This is a genomic window from Devosia oryzisoli (genome assembly GCF_014837245.1).
Taxonomy (GTDB): domain Bacteria; phylum Pseudomonadota; class Alphaproteobacteria; order Rhizobiales; family Devosiaceae; genus Devosia; species Devosia oryzisoli.
Genome location: NZ_JACYFU010000002.1, coordinates 190,821 through 210,576, shown reverse-complemented (window position 1 = coordinate 210,576; position 19,756 = coordinate 190,821). Strand labels below are relative to the sequence as shown.

General features: G+C 65.7%; 16 protein-coding genes. 14 read left to right on the top strand and 2 right to left on the bottom strand.

The features are described from left to right. The first annotated feature begins 23 nt into the window (after positions 1 to 23). The 7 genes from IC608_RS07565 to IC608_RS07535 all read left to right on the top strand — a co-directional run bounded on the left by IC608_RS07565 (position 24) and on the right by IC608_RS07535 (position 8,769). A complete protein-coding gene (locus IC608_RS07565) occupies positions 24 to 3,752 on the top strand; it encodes a baseplate multidomain protein megatron (protein ID WP_191774152.1) in 3,729 nt (1,242 codons plus the stop codon). After that, positions 3,745 to 4,482: a glycoside hydrolase family 108 protein gene (locus IC608_RS07560; RefSeq protein ID WP_191774151.1), complete on the top strand. Its 738-nt coding sequence runs from the start codon at positions 3,745 to 3,747 to the stop codon at positions 4,480 to 4,482. Before IC608_RS07565 ends, IC608_RS07560 begins: the two co-directional genes overlap by 8 nt. 81 nt (positions 4,483 to 4,563) lie before the next feature. After that, positions 4,564 to 4,863 carry a PepSY domain-containing protein gene (locus IC608_RS07555; RefSeq protein ID WP_191774149.1) on the top strand — a complete coding sequence of 100 codons (300 nt, stop codon included), beginning with the start codon at positions 4,564 to 4,566 and terminating at the stop codon, positions 4,861 to 4,863. 22 nt (positions 4,864 to 4,885) lie between these two features. Further along, positions 4,886 to 5,545: a response regulator transcription factor gene (locus IC608_RS07550; RefSeq protein WP_191774147.1), complete on the top strand. Its 660-nt coding sequence runs from the start codon at positions 4,886 to 4,888 to the stop codon at positions 5,543 to 5,545. Positions 5,546 to 5,576: 31 nt separating this feature from the next. After that, positions 5,577 to 6,950: a sensor histidine kinase gene (locus IC608_RS07545; RefSeq protein ID WP_248306299.1), complete on the top strand. Its 1,374-nt coding sequence runs from the start codon at positions 5,577 to 5,579 to the stop codon at positions 6,948 to 6,950. 61 nt (positions 6,951 to 7,011) lie between these two features. Next, complete coding sequence (locus tag IC608_RS07540; protein WP_191774143.1) at positions 7,012 to 7,491, top strand: hypothetical protein; 480 nt, start codon at positions 7,012 to 7,014, stop codon at positions 7,489 to 7,491. 72 nt (positions 7,492 to 7,563) lie between these two features. After that, positions 7,564 to 8,769: a hypothetical protein gene (locus IC608_RS07535; RefSeq protein ID WP_191774141.1), complete on the top strand. Its 1,206-nt coding sequence runs from the start codon at positions 7,564 to 7,566 to the stop codon at positions 8,767 to 8,769. Position 8,770: 1 nt separating this feature from the next. On the opposite strand, the gene IC608_RS07530 is transcribed toward IC608_RS07535, so the two are convergent. Further along, the gene (locus IC608_RS07530) at positions 8,771 to 10,720 is read right to left on the bottom strand and encodes an FAD-dependent oxidoreductase (protein ID WP_191774139.1); all 1,950 of its coding nucleotides are present in this window, start codon (positions 10,718 to 10,720) and stop codon (positions 8,771 to 8,773) included. Further along, positions 10,717 to 11,793 carry an FAD-binding oxidoreductase/lyase gene (locus IC608_RS07525; protein WP_191774137.1) on the bottom strand — a complete coding sequence of 359 codons (1,077 nt, stop codon included), beginning with the start codon at positions 11,791 to 11,793 and terminating at the stop codon, positions 10,717 to 10,719. Before IC608_RS07525 ends, IC608_RS07530 begins: the two co-directional genes overlap by 4 nt. Before the next feature lie 138 nt (positions 11,794 to 11,931). Here IC608_RS07525 and ccmI point away from each other — a divergent pair, with 138 nt between their 5' ends. From ccmI to IC608_RS07490, 7 genes are all read left to right on the top strand, one after another. Next, the gene (gene ccmI, locus IC608_RS07520) at positions 11,932 to 13,008 is read left to right on the top strand and encodes a c-type cytochrome biogenesis protein CcmI (protein WP_191774135.1); all 1,077 of its coding nucleotides are present in this window, start codon (positions 11,932 to 11,934) and stop codon (positions 13,006 to 13,008) included. Continuing rightward, a complete protein-coding gene (ccmE, locus tag IC608_RS07515) occupies positions 13,005 to 13,481 on the top strand; it encodes a cytochrome c maturation protein CcmE (protein WP_191774134.1) in 477 nt (158 codons plus the stop codon). The genes ccmI and ccmE overlap by 4 nt, the downstream gene beginning before the upstream one ends. Next, on the top strand, positions 13,478 to 15,451 hold the full coding sequence (locus IC608_RS07510) for a heme lyase CcmF/NrfE family subunit (RefSeq protein ID WP_191775403.1): 1,974 nt from the start codon (positions 13,478 to 13,480) through the stop codon (positions 15,449 to 15,451). The genes ccmE and IC608_RS07510 overlap by 4 nt, the downstream gene beginning before the upstream one ends. Beyond that, the gene (locus IC608_RS07505) at positions 15,448 to 15,924 is read left to right on the top strand and encodes a cytochrome c-type biogenesis protein (protein ID WP_191774132.1); all 477 of its coding nucleotides are present in this window, start codon (positions 15,448 to 15,450) and stop codon (positions 15,922 to 15,924) included. Before IC608_RS07510 ends, IC608_RS07505 begins: the two co-directional genes overlap by 4 nt. Before the next feature lie 126 nt (positions 15,925 to 16,050). Then, the gene (locus IC608_RS07500) at positions 16,051 to 17,589 is read left to right on the top strand and encodes a Do family serine endopeptidase (protein WP_191774130.1); all 1,539 of its coding nucleotides are present in this window, start codon (positions 16,051 to 16,053) and stop codon (positions 17,587 to 17,589) included. Between the two features lie 70 nt (positions 17,590 to 17,659). Next, positions 17,660 to 18,331 carry a winged helix-turn-helix domain-containing protein gene (locus IC608_RS07495; RefSeq protein WP_191774128.1) on the top strand — a complete coding sequence of 224 codons (672 nt, stop codon included), beginning with the start codon at positions 17,660 to 17,662 and terminating at the stop codon, positions 18,329 to 18,331. Between the two features lie 3 nt (positions 18,332 to 18,334). Then, on the top strand, positions 18,335 to 19,750 hold the full coding sequence (locus IC608_RS07490; RefSeq protein WP_191774126.1) for a sensor histidine kinase: 1,416 nt from the start codon (positions 18,335 to 18,337) through the stop codon (positions 19,748 to 19,750). Positions 19,751 to 19,756 lie beyond the last annotated feature (6 nt).

Sequence of the window (19,756 nt, the reverse complement as noted above, 5' to 3'; positions counted from 1 at the left end):
TTTTCTGATTTTGGAGTTGGACGATGGCCACTCTGGCACTTTCCGTTGCCGGGCAATTTGCCGGCGCGCTCGTTGGCGGCCCGATCGGGGCGACCATCGGCCGGGCGCTGGGCGCACTGGCCGGCAACGCGATCGATGGCATGCTGTTTGGCGACAAGCCCGAGGCGGCAAGCTTTGACGTGCGCCTGGGTGGTTCGAGCGAGGGCGCGGCGATCCCGAGGCTCTATGGCTGGGGGCGGATGGCCGGCAACATCATCTGGGCCCGCGAACTGGAACGGCTGGGTGGGGAGACGAGCGGCGCCAAGGGGCTTGGCGGCGGCCAGGAGAAGGACGAGATCGGCGCCAGCTTCGCCATCGGCTTCTGCGAGGGAAAAGTGGCGCGTCTCGGCCGGCTCTGGGCCGACGGGCAGGTGCTGGATACGCGCGGCCTCACCCTTCGCTTCTATGACGGGTCGGACGAGCAACTGCCCGACAGCCTGATCGAGGCAACGCAGGGCAGCGGCAAGGCGCCGGCCTATCGGGGGCTCTGCTACATCGTCTTCGAGAACCTGCCGCTCTCGCGCTTCGGCAATCGCATCCCGCAGATCACCGCCGAGCTGTGCCGCGTGGTGGGTGATCTGGAGCCGGCCATCCGGGCGGTGACGGTGATCCCCGGAGCAACGGAGTTTGGCTATGACCCGGCGCCGCGCGTGCGCGTGCTGGGGCCGGGGCAGGGGGTGAGCGAGAACGCGCATCTTGTCTCCGGCGTCAGCGACTGGACGGCGTCGCTGGACGAGTTGCAGGACCTTTGCCCGAACCTGGCGCATGTCTCGCTGGTGGTGGCCTGGTTCGGCGACGACCTGCGCTGCGGGTCCTGCGCGATCGGCCCGCGGGTCGAAGCGGCGGTGCGGGAAATCGAGGGGGTGACGTGGTCCGTGGCGGGCTTGGGGCGTGCCGAGGTGCCGGTCGTCTCCACCCATGATGGCGGGCCTGCCTATGGCGGGACGCCTGCCGACAGCGCGGTGCTGGCCGCCATCGCCGACCTGAAGGCGCGCGGGCTCCAGGTGACGCTTTACCCGCTGATCCTGATGGACCTGCCGCCGGGCAACGGCATACCGGATCCTTATGGGGGCGCTGAGCAGGCCGCCTACCCCTGGCGCGGGCGCGTTACCTGTGATCCAGCTCCCGGGCAGGCGGGTTCGCCACACCGGACCGGAGCGGTGCGCGACCAGATCGACGCCTTCGCTGCGAGCTATCGCGCCATGATCCTGCACTATGCCGCGCTGGCTGCGGCCATAGGTGGGGTGGATGCGCTGCTGATCGGCTCGGAGCTGGTCGGACTGACCACGCTGCGCGCCGAGGGTGATGCGTTTCCCTTCGTCGAGGCGCTAATCGATCTCGTTGCCGAGGTGCGGGCGGTCGTGGGACCGCAGACAAAGCTCACCTATGCCGCGGACTGGAGCGAGTATTCGGGCACGGGCGAGGGCGGAGAAAAGGTCTTTCATCTCGATCCGCTGTGGGCGGCGCCGGAGATCGATGCGGTGGGCATCGACTGCTACATGCCGCTCAGCGATTGGCGCGATGGCGAGACCCATCTCGACCGGCAGGTGGCGCGGAACAGCTACGATCTGGACTATCTGGCCGGCAATATCGCGGGCGGCGAGGGCTTTGACTGGTACTACGCCAGTGCTGCCGAGCGCATGGCGCAGCAGCGCACGCCGATCACCGATGGTGCGTATGGCGAGCCCTGGGTGTGGCGCTACAAGGACATCCGTTCCTTCTGGAGCCTGCACCACCATGATCGGCCCGGCGGCGTGCGATCAGCAACACCGACGGCATGGGTGCCGGGGTCGAAGCCGGTGTGGCTGACCGAGATCGGGTGTGGTGCCGTCGACAAGGGCGCGAACCAGCCCAACATTTTTGGCGACGAGAAAAGCGCCGAGGACGGGCGGCCCTACTTTTCCGCCGGAACGCCGGACGGATTGATCCAGCGGCAGGTGCTGCGGGCGCATCATCGGTTCTGGGCGAACGCCGACAACAATCCGGCCGGCATGGTGGATCGCGAGCGGCTGACCTGCTGGACCTGGGACGCGCGGCCGTTCCCGGCGTTTCCGGGCCTTGCCGACATCTGGGCCGATGGGCCCAACCACGCCACCGGCCACTGGTTGACCGGACGGCTCGGAGCCCTCGCCAGCGACGAACTGATCGCGGCCATCGCTTCCGAGCACGGCTGTGCTGTCGAGGCGGCGGCCGGGGCGCCGCTGATTGGCGGCTACACGCTCTCCCGGCCCGGATCGGCGCGCGAGGCGATCGAGCCGGTGCTGGACGTTGCGGGCCTCGAGCTGCGGGCCAGCGCGGGGAAGCTTGTTGCCGAACCCGCCGCGACGGCCGCGCCGATGGCATTCGTCGAGGAGCATCTTGCGGAAGGCGAGGGGCCTGTCATCACCAAGCGCCGGGCGCAGGCCGAAGAGCGGCCGGCCCGGCTGACCGTGAGCCATTTCGAGCGGGAGCGCGATTACCAGAGTGCCACGGCCACTGCCGTGCGACCGGGGACGGGACCTCTCGACATGCAGGCCACCGCCTTTGTTCTGGATCCGTCAGACGCGCGGCTTGCTGCCGAGCGTTTGCTCGACCTGCGCGGGAGCCAGCAGGACAGCCTGGAATTTGCCCTGCCGCCGGCGCTGCTCGCAGTGGAGGTGGGCGACCGGGTGGCGCTCGACGGCACGCCGTATGAGATCGCGGAAATCCGGGACGGGGCCACGCGCCGGGTGGTGGCCCACGCCGTGCCCCCTGCCGATGCGGTGGGGGTGGGCGGCGATCGTCCGGAATACAGGGGCGAGGTGGCCAAGCCGCTTGTGGCGCCGCTGGTTGTGGCGGCCCATCTTCCGGCGCGGCCCGATGCGCCCGGCCAAACGCGGCTGGTGCTGGGGGCCTATGCCAATCCATGGCCCGGTTGGGTGCAGGTCACGGAAGAGACGACCGGCGCCGAGCTCTGCCGCCTGGATCGGCCCATGGTCGCCGGTCGTTTGCTGGCGCCGATGGCGCCGGGAGCAACCGCTGTATGGGACGACGCGAGTACGGCAGAGATCGTTCTCCAGAGTGGACACCTGGCCGATGCGGCCGAGGCCGCCGTATTGGGTGGCGCGAACCGGCTCGCCGTGGCGACGGATGCGGGCGGCTGGGAGGTGCTGGGGTTCGCCAGAGCGGAGCTGGTGGCACCCCGGCAATACCGGTTGACCCGGCTGCTGCGGGGGCTCGAGGGCACCGGCGAGGCGATGGGCATAGCGTCGGCGGGCAATGCTGTTGTCGTGCTCGATACGCGCCTCGTCTCGCTTCCGGTGGACCCGCAAGGACTGGGCGCGCCGCGCCTGCTCCGTGTCTACGCCGGACGCATGGACACGACGGGCCGACTGGTGGAGGTGGCGCTGGAGGCCGGCCCGGCGCGGCTGCTGGCGCCCGTGCACCTGGCGGCAGCACGCCAGACCAACGGCGACATCGCGCTGGACTGGATGCGCTGCAGCCGTGGCGACACGGGGAACTGGGGCGTGGCGGAAGCGCAAAGCGATGCCTTGCCCGAGATGTATCGGGTGACCATCAGGTCGGGCCCGTCCGTCAAGCGCATTTGGGTGAGCAATGCCGCCGAGGCCACCTACACGCTGGCCGATCAGATCGTCGATTTTGGCGCGATGGCTGAAAGTTTCACGTTTTCGGTGGCGCAGATCAGTCCGTTGCTGGGCGATGGGTATCTAGCGGAGGGGGTATTCGATGAGTGACAGCCGGTTTGAACGGTGCCTTGGCGAGGTGCTGCGGCACGAAGGTGGCTATGCCGATCACCCTGCCGACCCCGGAGGCGCGACCAAGTTCGGCATCAACCGCAAGACCCTGGCGCGCTGGCGCCACGTCTCCCCATGGTCAGCGCTCCCCAAATCGGAGGTGCGGGACCTTGGGCGGGAAGAGGCAGGTCGCATCTACCGCGCCCTCTACTGGACGGCCTGCGGAACCGACCGCCTGCCGCCGGGAATCGATCTTGCCCTCTTCGACTATGCCGTCAATTCCGGGCCGGACCGTGCCGTGCGGACGATGCAGGCGGCGCTGGGCGTTGCGGCGGACGGTGTGGTCGGCCCGGTGACCGAACGCGCAGCGCAGCAGGCCGAGGTCAACGAGATCATCGACGCGATCTGCGACCAGCGGCTGGTCTTTCTGCAGCGACTTGCAAATTTTTCCGTTTTCGGCGCCGGCTGGACCGCCCGCGTCAAGGACGTTCGCGCCACGGCCAAGGCCATGGTCGAGCAACCAACCAGACCAAGGAGTGTCGAGATGACCAGTCTTTCGGGCTACAAGACCTATATTGTCGCCGCAATCATGCTGCTAGCGGGCGTGGCGCAGATCATGGGGATCGATCTTCCCAGCCTTGAGGGCGGCTCGGCGGGGAGCCTTGTGCTCGAGGCCCTGGCGGTGATGTTCTTGCGTCGCGGCCTCAAGAGTGAAACCTTGAGGCAGTGACTGCCTTTAGGGCTGATGGGGAAATGTGACCGCCTGCCGCATTCATGTCCCATTCAGCAACGGACCCGTAGGGTGGCCCGCATGAAAACGAAACTCTCCCTAAAATCTGTCGGTGCTGCTGCAGCGCTTGCCCTTGCCCTCGTGGCTGGCGGCGGGACTGCAGCATCCGCCGCAGGATGCCTTGACCGCTACCAGATCCAGGATGCCGTCTCCTCAGGCCAGATCAAGTCGCTCGACACGGTCCTGGCTGAGGCCGGCATTGACCCGAATGCAGAAATTCTCAGTGTCCAGGTCTGTGACGAGGGCGGCGGTCTGATATATGTGATCGGCGTGCTGAACCCGGACGGAACGGCGCGGAACGTGACCCTTAGCGCTCAATAGCCAATTCGAGTCGGAGCCGCCCATGCGCGTCCTGGTCGTCGAAGACGATGCCAATCTCAACCGTCAACTCAAGGAGGCGCTGGGCGAAGCCGGATACGCGGTGGATGTCGCCTTCGACGGAGAAGAGGGGCATTTCCTCGGCGACACGGAGCCGTACGACGCCATCGTGCTCGACATCGGCCTGCCGCAGATGGACGGCATCTCGGTTCTCGAGGAATGGCGCCGCGCGGGCAAGACGGTTCCCGTTCTCCTGCTGACGGCGCGTGACCGCTGGAGCGACAAGGTCCAGGGTATCGACGCCGGAGCGGACGACTATGTCGCCAAGCCCTTCCACATGGAAGAAGTGCTGGCGCGTCTCAGGGCGCTAGTGCGCCGCGCCGCCGGGCATGCCAGCAATGAGATTGTCGCCGGGCCGGTGCGCCTCGACGTGCGCTCCGGCAAGGTGACTGTGGACGGACAGGCGGTGAAGCTCACGAGCCACGAGTTGCGGCTCCTCAGTTACCTCATGCACCACAAGGGCAAGGTCATCTCGCGCACCGAACTGACCGAGCACCTCTACGACCAGGACTTCGACCGCGACAGCAACACCATCGAGGTGTTCGTCGGACGGCTGCGCAAGAAGCTGCCGGACGAGTGCATCCAGACCGTGCGTGGGCTGGGCTACCAGATCGCGGACGACTGAAATCGACCGCGCGGAGCCGGAAGTGGCCAAGATGCGCAAGGGGTCGATCGCGGCCTCGCTGTTCTGGCTGTCGGCCGGGTGGCTCATCGTGGCCCTGGTGGCCACGGGATTCCTGCTGACCGAACTCTATACACGCGCCCTCGACACCAGCCTCAGCCAGACGCTCGACTTCCACGTCGAGAGCCTGGCCGGCGCCTTGCTGGACAGTGAAGACCCCCGCAGCCCGGACATCGCCCTGGCGGACCCGCGCTTTGGGCGACCGCGATCGGGCTGGTACTGGGTGATTCGCAACGAGAGTGGCCAGGTGGTCAATCTCTCGACGTCCGTGGTGGGCATCGACCTCCCGGAAATCTCAAGGTCCGCTGATAGCCTGGGCCGCAGCACTGCAATGCTTGAAGACGCGTTCGGGACAAAGCTGCGCGTCGTCGAACGGCGGGTTTCGGTGGGCGACCGACGCTACACCATTGAGGTCTCTGGCAACTTCACCGAAATCCAACAGCTTGTGGATGACTTCCGCGGCCAAGCCTTTATCGTTTTGGGGGCGGTCGGGGCGATGCTGGCCATCATGAGCACGATCGTCGCGCGCTTCGCCATGCGTCCGGTTGCCCGGTTGAGTCACGCCATCGAGGCGGTGCGGGAAGGGGAGCGGGCAGAGATCGGCGGCCGCTATCCGCGCGAGATCGCCCCCCTCGCCGAAGAGGTCAACGAGCTGCTGCGGTCCAACGCGCAGATCATCGAGCGGGCGCGCAGCCAGGTGGGCAATCTCGCGCACGGACTCAAGACGCCCATCGCCGTGCTGCGCAACGAAGCGGCGGCGAATCAAGGATCCCTTGCCGATGTCGTCCGCTCGGAAGCGGACAAGATGAGCGGGATGGTGACGACTTATCTCGACAGGGCAAGGCTGGCGGCGCGCACGTCGCTTGTCGGCAAGCGCGCCGATGCCCAGCTCGTGCTGTCACGGCTCGTGCGGGTGATGGCCAAGATACACTCGGGCGTCGACATTGAATTCGAGACGCCGGACACGGGCGTGCCCTGGTTCCGCGGCGACGAAGCCGATCTGGAGGAAATGGTGGGCAACCTCCTCGACAATGCCTGCAAATGGTCTTCCGCCCAGGTGCGCGTCCGCCTTGGAAGCGCGCGCGATGCACGTGGTACTCAGTTGACGGTGCGGATCGAGGACGACGGGCCGGGCCTCGAGCCACAAGACGTGCAGAAGGTGTTGCGCCGCGGCGTCAGGCTCGACGAGAAAACGCCCGGCAGCGGACTGGGGCTGGATATCGTCAAGGAACTGGTTGATGTGTACGGCGGCACGCTGGAGCTGACGCGGTCATCCCTCGGAGGGTTGCAGGTCGACCTTCGACTGCCTGTTGCGCGGGCCGCTGGACCGGCGCCAGCCGCCAGCTGACGTACTTTTGCCGTAATGGCTCAACAAGAACCGACCGACTGTTTTGGAAGGCCTAAAACCGATGACTCGTTTCGTTTTCCTCGTCGCGCCCGTCATGGCTCTGGCTCTGGCCGGTTGTGCAAGCACAGCCCCGACCAGGACGCAGATGGCACAGGCCCCTGTTACGCCGCAGCCGGTGGTGGTGCAGCCCATGGTGCCGACTTCCGCCCAGACCGTGCAGCAGGCCCGTTTGACGACGAGCGTATCGAACGGTTTCGTTGATCCTGCCGCGCTGCCGCTGATGACGGCCAAGGATTCCAACGAAGCCAACAGCGCGCAGTTCTATGCGCTGCAGTTCGGGCGTCCGGGTGCACCGCGGCAGTGGGCCGGGGACAAGGGAACGACCGGCAGCGTCGCCGTAGGCCCCTATGTCCGCGTCAACAATCTCGATTGCCGGGACTTCACCCATACGGTCAAGATCAATGGCAAGGACTATGTCCGCAAGGGAACGGCGTGCCGCGAGCAGAACGGCAACTGGAATGTGGAGCAGGGCGCAGCCTGAGCGGTTCCGAAAAGGATTGTTTACCAAACCATTATAGGGTGGAGGTCCTCTTCCACCCTATAATGATGCGTGATGAACCAACGTGCCCAGACCGCCGGAACCAGCCCCCTCGGGGCGAAAGACCGTGGCCGGAGCACGCCCTCTCAGCCTTTCCAGGGCCTGATTGATGCGGTTCTGATAGCACCTGGCCAGTTCTCGTTCGAGGGCGCGGTGGGTGCCGATAGTGCTGCCGCCTGCTGGACCTGGGTTGTTCGTGATCTGTGCCCCGACCTGATCTCGGCCGAGGGCGTGGCGAACGGCAATTTCGGGAGCGCCGACCTAGAACTGGTCGTGCCCGAGATACTGCTCCGCGTGAAATCGACGCTCGATGCGTCAGGGTCGGACGGCGAGGCGCTTCGCCGCTTGCGCGCGCAGCTGGGCCGCGACGATGCGCTCGAGGCCGCAAAAAAGACGATGACGGCACTGCGGCATCGTGCTCTTCTCGCCAAGGCGCAGTCTTTCGGCAAAGCCCTCAACGCCATCACCGAGGAACAGGCCCTGACGGTCGCGCTGCAATCCATGCCGCTGCAGGAGCCCAAAGTCGCGGCTCTTTTGTTTCAGGCGGCGCTGGGCCATGTCGCCAACCCGACGCGCCTCATTCTTGCGGCCATCAAGCTCAGCGGCAATGCCTCCGAGGTGGCGGTGCAGCGCCAGGGCTTCGGGCCGCTGATCGAGGCGTGCCTGGCGCATGCACAGGACCAACTCAGCCATCTGGACCTGAACGGCCCTTTCGCCGACGTGGACCGGGCGTGTCGCAGCCTCGATCGCTTTCACCGCCTCGTGCGCGCACTCACCGGCTACATCGAATTTCCGCGCACCAGCCGATCGACCCATATTCTCGCGACCATCACCAAGCAGGTTTCCGACCGCGTCGAACCACGCCTGCGCGAGGTGGTGACGGACATCAACCAGGCCATGCGCCGTCCAAGAGAGGCGCCCGACCGGGTCGATATGGATCGGCTGCTGGGCGCCATAAACGGTGTCTATCTCCTGGCCACCGTTCGGGACTGCCGGGATTCGCTGGCCCTCAATGCCATCTTCGACCAGGCCTGGAACCAGTCCGGGCAGGCGCTCGAAATCCACATCCAGCGCAGTCTCGAACTGCTCCGACAGGCGCCGGAGGATGAAGCGACGGGGACGCGACTGGACGCGGCCATCAAGATGGCCGAAGTGCGCTTCAATGGGGAATATGCCGACACCCTGAGGCGTGCCCGGGCCGCCGCCGGCCGGCGCGCCTAGTTTACTCTGGCAACTCTTCCAGTCTCGAAGGCACTTCGCGTCCGCTATCGCGGACAATAACGGCCTTGGGCGCTGATGCCGAGACAAGCGCGAGCGCAAAGGGACCCTGCTGGCGAATGACCACCCCCACCGCGAGGAGCGGGTTTCGCTCGTCCGGCGTGCTGAAGATCAGCGCGCCGGTGTCGAGGGTTCGCGCCTCTATCGGAAGCACGCGCCTGACGCGGGCTTCCTGGAAACGGCCCTGGAGATAGGCCGGCACCAGCGGCAAGTCCGCATGCGCCGGCGCTGGCGAGGCCTCGCCGGGCGTGGCCAATGGCACCAGCGCGACCCGTTCTGCCGCTATTATGCCGGCCGAAGGCGGGGGAATGAGGCCCAGGTCCACGCCAGCCGCCACCTCGCCGAGCGTCAGCGGTTGCGGGGCCTGTGCGAGCACGTCGAGATTTTTGGGCATCCTGAGGAAGCGGGCAAGCACCGTGGGGGGCTTGTCCTGCGGTCGTTCGAGAAGGCTATGGCCGCCGTCGAGATAAGACGGGGGCCCCTCGGTGGCCGGCGAAATCGGCGAGGGACCATCAGCGCTTTCATAGAGAGGATCGATCAGCGGATCCTCAATGGGCCGGCGGGGGCGCCCAAGCAGCTGATCTACTGCATCCGCCCCGCTCTGGATGCACCCAAGGCGGGTGAAATAGCCGGCGGCGCCTCCGGCCAAGGCCACCCCCTCGATCTGCCCGAATGGTTCCAACCGGTTGCGCTCGGTCGACCACGCGCTGGGCCCACCCCCCAGATGCCAAAGCGTCAGGTCGGGCTGCCAGCCGCCAGACACCACAAGCCGATCGGTGGCGACAGGGACGTCTTCGCCCAAGTGCACGGCCAGGCCGCCTCCCCGGGATACGGTCTCAGCGTGACCCAGCCACGTGCCAGGGAATTGGCGAATGCCGTAGGCCTTGGAAAACTCGATGAAGCGGGATGCGGGGTGGGGGCGGCTGTCGAGCATGCGGTCGATCGACACCTGCGCATCGCGGGCGAGGACCGCCAGTCGATAAGCAGGGCTGCTCGACGTCGCAACGAGGGCTTTTTGACCCGGCCAGATGCCGTAGCGGAAGGCCAGTTCGAACGCTTCAAGCGCACCGACGACACCCGGTAGTCGGTTGCCGCCGAACACGGGCAGCCGCTCGAATGTGCCGGTGGCGAGGACAATTCGGGGCGCGGTGAAATCGGTCACGGCGCCCTTGGTCGTGACCTCGGACAGGTCGGTGACGTGGGCGCGTACCTTTCCGGGTCGCAGCGCGAAAACATGCGCGCCGGTGACGACCTGGATGGCAGCGTGGCTGCGCACGTCCTGAGCGAGGCGCGCCATGCTGTCTTCGGGGGCATCTTCGCCATCCTGCCGGCCGAACAATCCGGAGTGACCGCCAAGATGGAGTTGGGCTTCGAGCAGCACGACACCCAGACCCGAGCGCGCTCCGGCAAGAGCGGCAGCAAGACCGGCGACGCCGCCGCCGACAACGATGAGGTCGGTGCTGACCTGGGAACGCGCGGACTGCTTGCGCCAAGGCTCGTCGAGCGCGCCCTGCGCATCGAGCGCCAGGCCAAGGCTGCGGCCCGAGAAAAACAACTGCCCCAGCCCCTTCGCCCGGCGCGGCCCGAGGGTCACCAGATCCAGGTTTTCGAGGGCAGGCGTGCGGGCCATGGACAGAGCCGTGACCCTTTCCGCTGAGGCACCGGCGGCGACGATAGCGGGGGCACTTTGCAGCGTCAGGCCGAGGGGACTGCCATTGTGCGTGCCCAATGTGTCCACGCGCGCGGCGATGAGCGCGCTCAGCACCGTATCCCCCCAGAACGCCGAGTATTGCCGCCCATCGAGCCTGAACCAGATCGGCCGTGTCCGATCGACCTGCGTGCCGGCAAACAGTCGGACCGTGTCGGGGGGCAGGCGGTTCGCGTGCGGCTTCATTGGGCACTACCGGCGTCGTGCTGCGGCGCAAATTCCGCCACGGTTGACGAAGCGGCCTCGCGTTCGACGAGCCGCGCGGCGAACCACAGTTCTTCCTCGGACCGGCTCGCCCCGCTGAGCCACCGGGCGAGGCTCGGAGCGAAATATACCCCTAGAGCGCCAAGTCCGGCGATGACGTCGGCCCCGGACCCGCCCAGGCGACCGAAGGCGGGCGCTCCGTCCCCGGTGCTGACTGACTGATAGCTGGTCTGCCCCGCCTGCTCGACCCGCCGGTTCGCGCCCAGCAATTGATGAAGTCGGCTGGAAAATTCTGCGAGGTCACCCGGGCCCCAGGCGGAAACGCCCCCGCCTTTGCCCTGCTCCAGTGTCATCGCAGCATCCACGTGCACCATGACGGGGGCAGCGATGGGGTGGGTGGGCCTGGTGAGAATGCTCGACATGGTCTGCCTGTGCAGCAGGCCGGGCAACTCCGCAAGGTGGGCCAGGATGGAAGCGTCGTCTGCCAGGATCGTCTGGCGGGCGGCCAGGGGGTGGTCCTCGCCAACATCGAGCATTGCACCGCCGTCGGCAGCGATTTCCACGCTTTGCGGTGACACCCGCCTTACCCCCACCTGCTCAAGCCAGGCATCGAGACGCGGCTCGAGAACGGGCCGGTGGAGCCGAACCGCATCGCGGAAAAGGGTCCCTGTGCGTCCCGCCCCGAGCAGCGATGGTGTTGCACGTTCGGCCGCAATGCCGAAGCTGATCGCCATCTGCCGCATGTGGGCGATGGCTTCTTTCCCGGCTTCTCCGTCGGCAAAGAGAATTGGATCGGTTCGGCTCCAGGAGCCTCGCCCCCCGATCCGGCTCAGGAGACGGGTGGTTTCGCCCACCCCGTCGCGCAGCATCTGCCAGGTTTCGGGCCGGGAAATAGGCGCCAGGGAAAGATCGGTCCCGCGCGGGAGGCGATAGGCGGCCTGGCTTTCTCCGACGAAAATTACGGTCCGCTTGTGCTCGGCGGCAAGCAGCCCGGCGAGCAGCCGCGCCAATGGCGTTGACCCGAACAGGACAAAATCGGCAACGGCCTCGCTCATCCGCCGCATAGCCCGAGCTGGCACGGCCCCTGTGGCAATGCGTCCAACCTAATCACTTCGCTTTTGGTGGTTTTTCGCCCCATACGGCTTATAGATGGCGCACGCCTGCCGTGCCCAACCGACAAGCATATGGGGCCCATGTTTTTCTGGTCGATCGCCATTGCCGTCACCGCCATCGCCTGCGCTGCGCTCTTGTACGCAGGCCGTACACGGGCGGTCAACGCAACGGCAGCAGGCCCGGTCGATGCGCACAGCCATTTTCGGCAGTTGCTGAACGAGATCGACCAGGATCGGGCGACCGGCAAACTGGGCGAGGCAGAGGCCGAAGCCGCAAAAGCCGAACTGGCGCGCGAGATGGTGCGCCAGCGCCAGGAGGACGCAGGGCCGAAGCGCGACCTGGGGCGCGTACCCACTCTGGCCGGCGTGGCCTTGACCGCGCTTCTGGCGGTTTCGCTCTACGCCTTCCTTGGGCGGCCCGACCTTCCCGGCCAGCCGCTGGCGGCCCGCCCCGAGGCTGCTGCGCGCACGATGACCCTCGATGATGCGGTCAAGCGCATCGAACAGGCGCTGCAGGAGAACCCTGCCGATCTGCGAGGCTGGACCGTCATTGCTCCGGCCTATCTGAGCCAAGGGCGGTACTCAGACGCCGTTGCGGCCTATCGCCATGTGCTGGAACTGGGCGGCGCGTCACCGGCCGTGGAGACGCGGTTGGCTGAAGCCCTGCTGTTCGAGGCGAACGGAGAGGGATCGGACGAGGCGCTGGCGCTGCTCGAAAAGGCGGCGGCGGGTGACGCAAGCGATCCCCAGCCGCGCCTCTACCTGGCCGCGGAAATGACCCGGCTGGGGCGTTTTGAGGAAGCCGCCCGGTACTGGCAGGAGGCCATAGACCTGGCGCAGGGCGACGAGCCGTGGCTGGCCGCAGCGCGGCAAGGGTTGTCGGTGGCGCAGAACGATGGCGAGGATATCGGCGAGACTGATCAACAGGCGATGATCGGGCAAATGGTAGCGGGTTTGGCCGCGCGTCTTGAACAGCAAGGTGGTAGTATAGAGGAGTGGACGCAATTGGTGCGGGCCTACCTCGTACTGGGCGACAAGGACAAGGCGCAGGCGGCCTATGATGACGCCGTCCGAGCCTATCCGGCAGCCTTCGATCGCGGAGACCTCGACTCGCTGGCGCTCGGCGGAGGGCTGACATTGAACGGAGACAAACCATGACCCTGCAGGCTCAGGCGCGCCGCAAAGGGTGGACGCGCAAGCAAAAGCGTATAGCCGTGATTGTGGCCCTGGCGCTGGTACTGGCTCTGGCGACGGCACTCGTGCTGACGGCGCTGCGCGATCAGATCGTCTTCTTCTATTCGCCCAGCGACGTTGCGGAGCGCCATGTGGAGCCCGGCCACCCCATTCGCCTGGGCGGTCTGGTCGGGGAAGGCACCTGGGTGCGCGAGGGGCAGGAGAACACCTTTACCATCACCGATGGAGCGTCCAGCATCGTGGCCACGTACACCGGGCTGCTGCCGGACCTGTTCCGCGAGGGGCAAGGCGTCGTGGCCGAGGGGAGCATGGGCCCGGATGGGCGCTTTGCCGCCACGAACGTGCTGGCCAAGCATGACGAGAAATACATCCCCAAGGAAGTCGCCGATGCCCTGAAGGAGCGGGGGGAATGGCGCCCGGAGCCAGCGCCGCAATGACCATCGAGCTTGGGCACTTTTCGCTGATCCTGGCCTTTGCCATGGCCACCGTCTCGGCCATGGGCGGGCTGCTGCTGTGGCGGCGGGGCGAGCGACTGGCGCAGGTGCTGGCGCAGGCTTCCATATTGCAGTTCGTTCTGGTGGCGCTGGCGTTTCTGGCGGTCGTGCAGGCCTTCATGACCTCGGACTTCAGCCTCAAGCTGGCCGCAGAAAACTCGCACTCGCTCAAGCCGATGATCTTCAAGATTTCGGGCGTCTGGGGAAACCACGAAGGCTCGATGCTGCTCTGGATCCTCATCCTCGTGCTGTTCGGGGCCCTTGTGGCCGCTTTCGGTCGGCGCTTGCCGGCTGACCTCAAGAACCTAGTGCTCGGGACACAGAGCCTGCTGACGGCCGCCTTTACCGGCTTCACCGTCCTTACGTCCAACCCGTTCCTGCGGCTGGCAAATCCGCCGCTCGAAGGGGGAGACCTCAACCCGGTCCTGCAGGATATCGGCCTCGCGATCCACCCGCCGCTGCTCTATGCCGGTTATGTCGGCTTTTCGATCTGCTTCTCCTTTGCCATAGCCGCGCTGGTGTCGGGACGCGTCGACCAGGCCTGGGCGCGCTGGGTGCGGCCGTGGGCCATGCTGAGCTGGATGTTTCTCACCCTCGGCATCGCCATGGGCTCCTACTGGGCCTATTACGAACTCGGCTGGGGTGGCTGGTGGTTCTGGGACCCAGTCGAGAACGCCAGTTTCATGCCTTGGCTGGCCGGCACGGCTCTTCTTCACTCCGCTCTGGTGATGGAGAAGCGCAATGCGCTCAAGATCTGGACGATCTTTCTCTCCATCATTACCTTCTCGCTGTCGTTGCTCGGCACATTCCTCGTGCGCTCCGGCATCCTCACCTCCGTGCACACCTTCGCCAGCGATCCCACGCGCGGTATCGTCATCCTCAGCATCCTGGCCGTGCTGATCGGAGGTGCATTCCTGCTGTTTGCCATGCGGTCTCCGGCGCTGCGGCAGGGTGGGCTGTTTGCGCCCATCAGCAGGGAAGGGGCGCTGATCCTCAACAATCTGTTCCTGGCGACGGCTGTCGGGGCGGTACTGGTGGGAACGCTCTATCCGCTCCTTCTCGACGCCTTGGCCGGAACGAGCATTTCGGTCGGAGCGCCGTTCTTCAATCTGACATTCGGCGTGCTCATGGCGCCCTTGCTGCTGGTGCTGCCGTTTGGCCCGCTTCTGGCCTGGAAGCGCGCCGATCTTGTCGCCGTCGGTCAGCGGCTGATCGGCACCGCAGCGCTGACAATTTTCCTGACCATCCTGATATCGGCGCTGGGCGGGGTCTCTTTTTCTCTGGTTCCGCTCGGCCTGTTGCTCGGCTTCTGGGTCGTCTTCGGCTCCGTCGCCGAACTCGTTGAGCGCGCGCGCATCGGCCGCATTCCCCTACGGGAAAGCATTCGGCGCCTCGTCGGGCTGCCGCGCTCGATCTGGTCCACCGCCATGGGCCATCTCGGTCTTGGCCTGACGGTGCTCGGCATTGTCTCGGTATCGGCGTGGGAAAGTGAGCTGGTCACGACGCTCAATCCCGGCCAAACCGCAGACGTGGCCGGGTACACCATTGCCTTTGACAGCTTCGAGACGGAGCAGGGTCCCAATTACGTCGCCGATACCGGGCGGTTCACGGTGACGGGGCCCGGACAGGGTACGCGGCAACTGGAAGCGGAGCGCCGCACCTACGTGGCTACCGGCGCACCCACGACAGAGGCGGCCATCTCGACATACGGGCTAAGCCAGCTCTACCTGCAACTGGGCGAGCCGCTCGATGACACGCACGTGGTGCGCATCTGGCACAAGCCATACATCCTCCTGATCTGGATCGGCGCGCTGGTAATGGCGGCTGCGGGTGCGCTTTCGCTGACGGATCGGCGCCTGCGCGTCGGTGCGCCCGCGCGCGCTCGTCGAACGGCTGCGGAGCCGGCCGAATGACAAGGCTGCTCGTTCTGATCGGTCTTTTGCTGTCGCTGTCCATGCCGGCGCTGGCCGTCAACCCTGACGAGATGCTCGCCGATCCTGCTCTCGAAGCGCGCGCCCGCGACATTTCTGCCGGGCTGCGCTGCCTTGTCTGCCAGAATCAGTCCATCGACGATAGCGATGCCGACCTTGCCCGCGACCTGCGCGTCCTGGTGAGGGAGCGGCTTGTGGCCGGCGACAGCAATGCGGAAGTCGAGCAGTACCTGGTGGATCGGTACGGGGAATATGTGCTGCTGCGCCCCAGGTTCAACGCACACACCTGGCTGCTCTGGGCAGCCGCGCCGGTCCTGTTCCTGATCGGGCTGATGGCATTGATTGTCGCCCGGCGGGCAAGGCGGGCCCCGCCGCCGTCTTCATTGACGGATGAGGAAGCTGCGGCACTAGCCGCGCTGGAAGACGAGCGGAACTCTCGCTCCCACGTGGACTGATTCAGGTCACGATCCCGCCCACAACATTGCCAAAGCTTAATGCTGGCGCAACTTCGCCGAAAGGCGGCACGTTGCATAAACTCCCCCCATAAGCTGTTGAGAGCTTAATCGAAGGAGATACAGTCCATGCGTTCGACAATTCTCTCGCGCACCCGACGCTGGCTCGGAGCCTCCGCTCTTGCCCTTATGGTCGGCGTGGGCGGCGTGTCCACCGCCTATGTCATGACGGGCCAGACAGCCAATGCGCAGATGCAGAAGGCTGCGCAGATCGTCGTGCCCGAGGCGCAGGTTCAGCAGGGCTTTGCGGATCTTGTTTCGGCAGTGAAGCCGGCCGTGGTTTCGATCCTTGTCGAAGCCGAAGAAAAGAACGGCCCCGTGCAGCAGCGCGGCCGCAACTTCCAGTTCAACTTCCCCGATCTTCCTGAAGACAGCCCGTTCCGCGACTTCTTCGACCAGTTCAATGGCCCGGGTGGCCAGGGCGGTCCGGGGGGCCAGCAGGCGCCGCGCCACTACATGGCGGCCGGTTCGGGCTTCCTGATTTCCGATGACGGTTACGTCGTCACCAACAACCACGTGGTCGAAGACGCGACCAAGGTCACCGTTGTGATGGACGATGGCAGTGAAAAGACGGCCGAGATCGTCGGCACCGACCCCCGCACCGACCTTGCCGTGGTCAAGATCGAAGGCAGCAACCTGCCTTTCGTGGGCTTCGAGGATGAGCCGAGCCGTGTTGGCGACTGGGTGATCGCTGTCGGCAACCCGTTCGGCCTTGGCGGTACGGTGACGGCCGGCGTGATTTCGGCTGAAGGCCGCGACATCGGCGGTTCGAACTATGGCGACTTCCTGCAGATCGACGCGGCGGTCAACACCGGTAACTCCGGTGGCCCGTCCTTCAACACCAAGGGCCAGGTCGTTGGCGTGAACAGCGCCATCTACTCGCCCAATGGCGGCAATGTGGGTATCGCGTTCGCTATCCCGGCGCATACGGTCAAGCAGGTGGTCAACCAGTTGATCAATAGCGGCTCGGTGACCCGCGGCTATCTTGGCGTTTCCATTCAGGATGTGACCAAGGATATCGCTGACAGCGTTGGCCTGTCCGATGCCAAGGGCGCCATCGTTCGCGAACCCACGCCCGACGGCCCCGCCGGTGCAGCCGGCATCAAGTCTGGCGATATCATCACCCAGGTTGATGGCGAAGAAATCACCGACGCCCTCGACCTCAGCCGCACCATCGGCAACAAGTCTCCCGACTCGACGGTCGAGCTGACCATCTGGCGCGATGGCAAGGAGCAGACCATCTCGGTCAAGCTGGCAAAGCTCAGCGAAGAGCAGCAGGCCTCCGAGGACCAGACGGCACCCAGCGCTCCCCAGGCTGCGCCGGAGTCCACCCAGAGCATGGGCATGACGCTCGTGCCCAACGGTGACGGTTCGGGTGGCTTGATCGTCCAGAATGTCGAACCGGGCAGCATCGCCGCCGAGCGCGGTCTGGCTGTGGGTGATGTCGTTCAGGAAGTCGACAACAAGCCGGTGGCCAGTGCCAGCGACTTCGACCAGGCCATCGCGGCCGTGAAGGATCGCGGCCTCAACACTGCGCTTGTGAAGGTCGCTCGTGACGGCGAGTCCCGCTTTGTCGGGCTGCCGCTCAACGCCGAAACCAACGACTAAAATCGGGTAGTGTACCGGCCTCGGGGATTCCCTTCCCCGGGGCCGGATTTCATTTGTCGGGAGTGGTAGCGTGAAGATCCTTTTGATCGAGGACGACCGTGAAGCCGCCAGCTACCTCGTACAGGCGCTGGACGAAGCGGGGCACGTGACACACCATTCCGCCGACGGGGAGACAGGATACGCGATGGCGTCCGGGATGGACTACGACGTCCTCATCGTCGACCGCATGCTGCCCCGCCGCGACGGCCTCTCCATCATCGAATCCCTGCGTGCCGAAGGCGACAAGACGCCGGTGCTTATCCTCTCCGCGCTTGGCGAGGTTGACGACCGGGTGACCGGGCTTCGCGCGGGTGGCGACGATTATCTCGTCAAACCCTATGCCTTCACCGAGCTTCTGGCCCGCATCGAAGTGCTGGCGCGCCGATCCAGCCCCGCAGAGGCGGCGACCAGCTATGCTGTTGGCGGGCTGACGCTCGATCGGCTTTCGCGAAAGGTCGAAAGGGACGGCGAAACCATCCTTCTGCAGCCGCGCGAATTCCGGCTTTTGGAATACCTGATGAAGAACGCAGGAAAAGTGGTGACCCGCACGATGCTGCTCGAGAACGTGTGGGACTACCATTTCGACCCGCAGACCAACGTCATCGACGTCCACATGTCGCGTTTGCGGTCGAAGATCGACAAGGGTCACGCCACCCCGCTGCTGCACACGGTGCGCGGCGCCGGCTACATGATCCGGGAGTAGCGCTTGGCCCGCTTCGCTCAGGTCTGGCGCACATCAACGGTACGGCTGACGGCGACGTTCATCGCCATCTTCGTGCTGTTCGCCATCCTGCTCATGGGGTTCATTGGCTGGCAGTCGAGCGTCCAGATCCAGCGCCAGCAGGCCGACGACATCGATCGCGAAGTGGCTCTGTTCCAGCGCATCGAAGCCAACCAGGGCATCAGGGCCATGGCTTTCGCGCTTGACCGCCTGTCGCGCCAGCCGGGGCCCGGCATCTATTATCTCAGCGATGCCAGTGGGCAATATCTCCTGGGCAACATGAACAATGTGCCCCCCGAAGTGTTGATCAATCCCGGCGTCTATAGTTTCAGCTACCACCAGCCCGATCCGCTGAGCGGCGATGGCCCACCCGCACCGCCCGGTGCTCCGCAGCGTGGCGGTGTAGCCGTTGTCCGGTCCGTGGAGTTGCCGAACGGCATGCGCCTCGTGGTGGGTCGCGACGTGGTCGAGAGGCGAGGCTACTCAGCCATCATCCTGCAGAGTTTCCTCGTGGGTGTGGTCGGCATCATTCTCTTTTCCATTGTGGCCGGTGGCGTTACGGCGCGCCGCGTCCTGCGGCGCATCGATACGATCCGCGCGACCTCCACCAAGATCATGTCCGGCAACCTCTCCGAACGCGTTCCTGTCACCCGGCGCAACGACGAGTTCGATGGCCTGGCCACCAACCTCAATGCCATGCTCGACCGCATCGAACAGTTGCTGCAGGGCATGAAGGAGGTGACCGACAATGTGGCGCATGATTTGAAAACGCCGCTCACGCGCCTCCGCAACCAGGCCGAGGCTGCCTTGCGCGAGGGCACCAGCGAGGAAACGCGCGAACGGGCGCTGGAGACGGTCATTGCCGAGAGCGACCGACTAATCCACACGTTCAATGCCCTGCTGATGATCGCGAGGGCCGAAGCTGGCACCCCCTCAGGTGCGCTCTCCGATATCGACGTGGGCCCAGTCGTTGCGGACGTGGCGGAGCTTTATGGGCCGGTGGCCGAGGATGCGCACATCGTCCTGGTAACCGACATCGACGAAGGGGTAAGGCTGCGCGCCAATCGCGAACTCATCGGCCAGGCGCTGGCGAACCTTCTGGAGAACGCGGTGAAATATGCGCGGCCGGAGGACGGCACTGCCGGGCAGATCGTCGTGAGCCTTAAGGCGCGGGATGGGCGTGCGCTGATCGCGGTCGCCGATAACGGATCGGGCATCGCGGCGGCAGATCGGCAGCGTGTCCTGGAGCGCTTCGTCCGGCTGGAGAAGAGCCGGTCCGAGCCTGGCTCCGGGCTGGGGCTCTCCCTCGTGAATGCCGTAGCCAGATTGCATGGCGGGACCTTTCGGCTGGAGGACAATACCCCAGGTGTCCGGGCGGTCATGGACCTGCCCTTGCCTTAGCTCGCC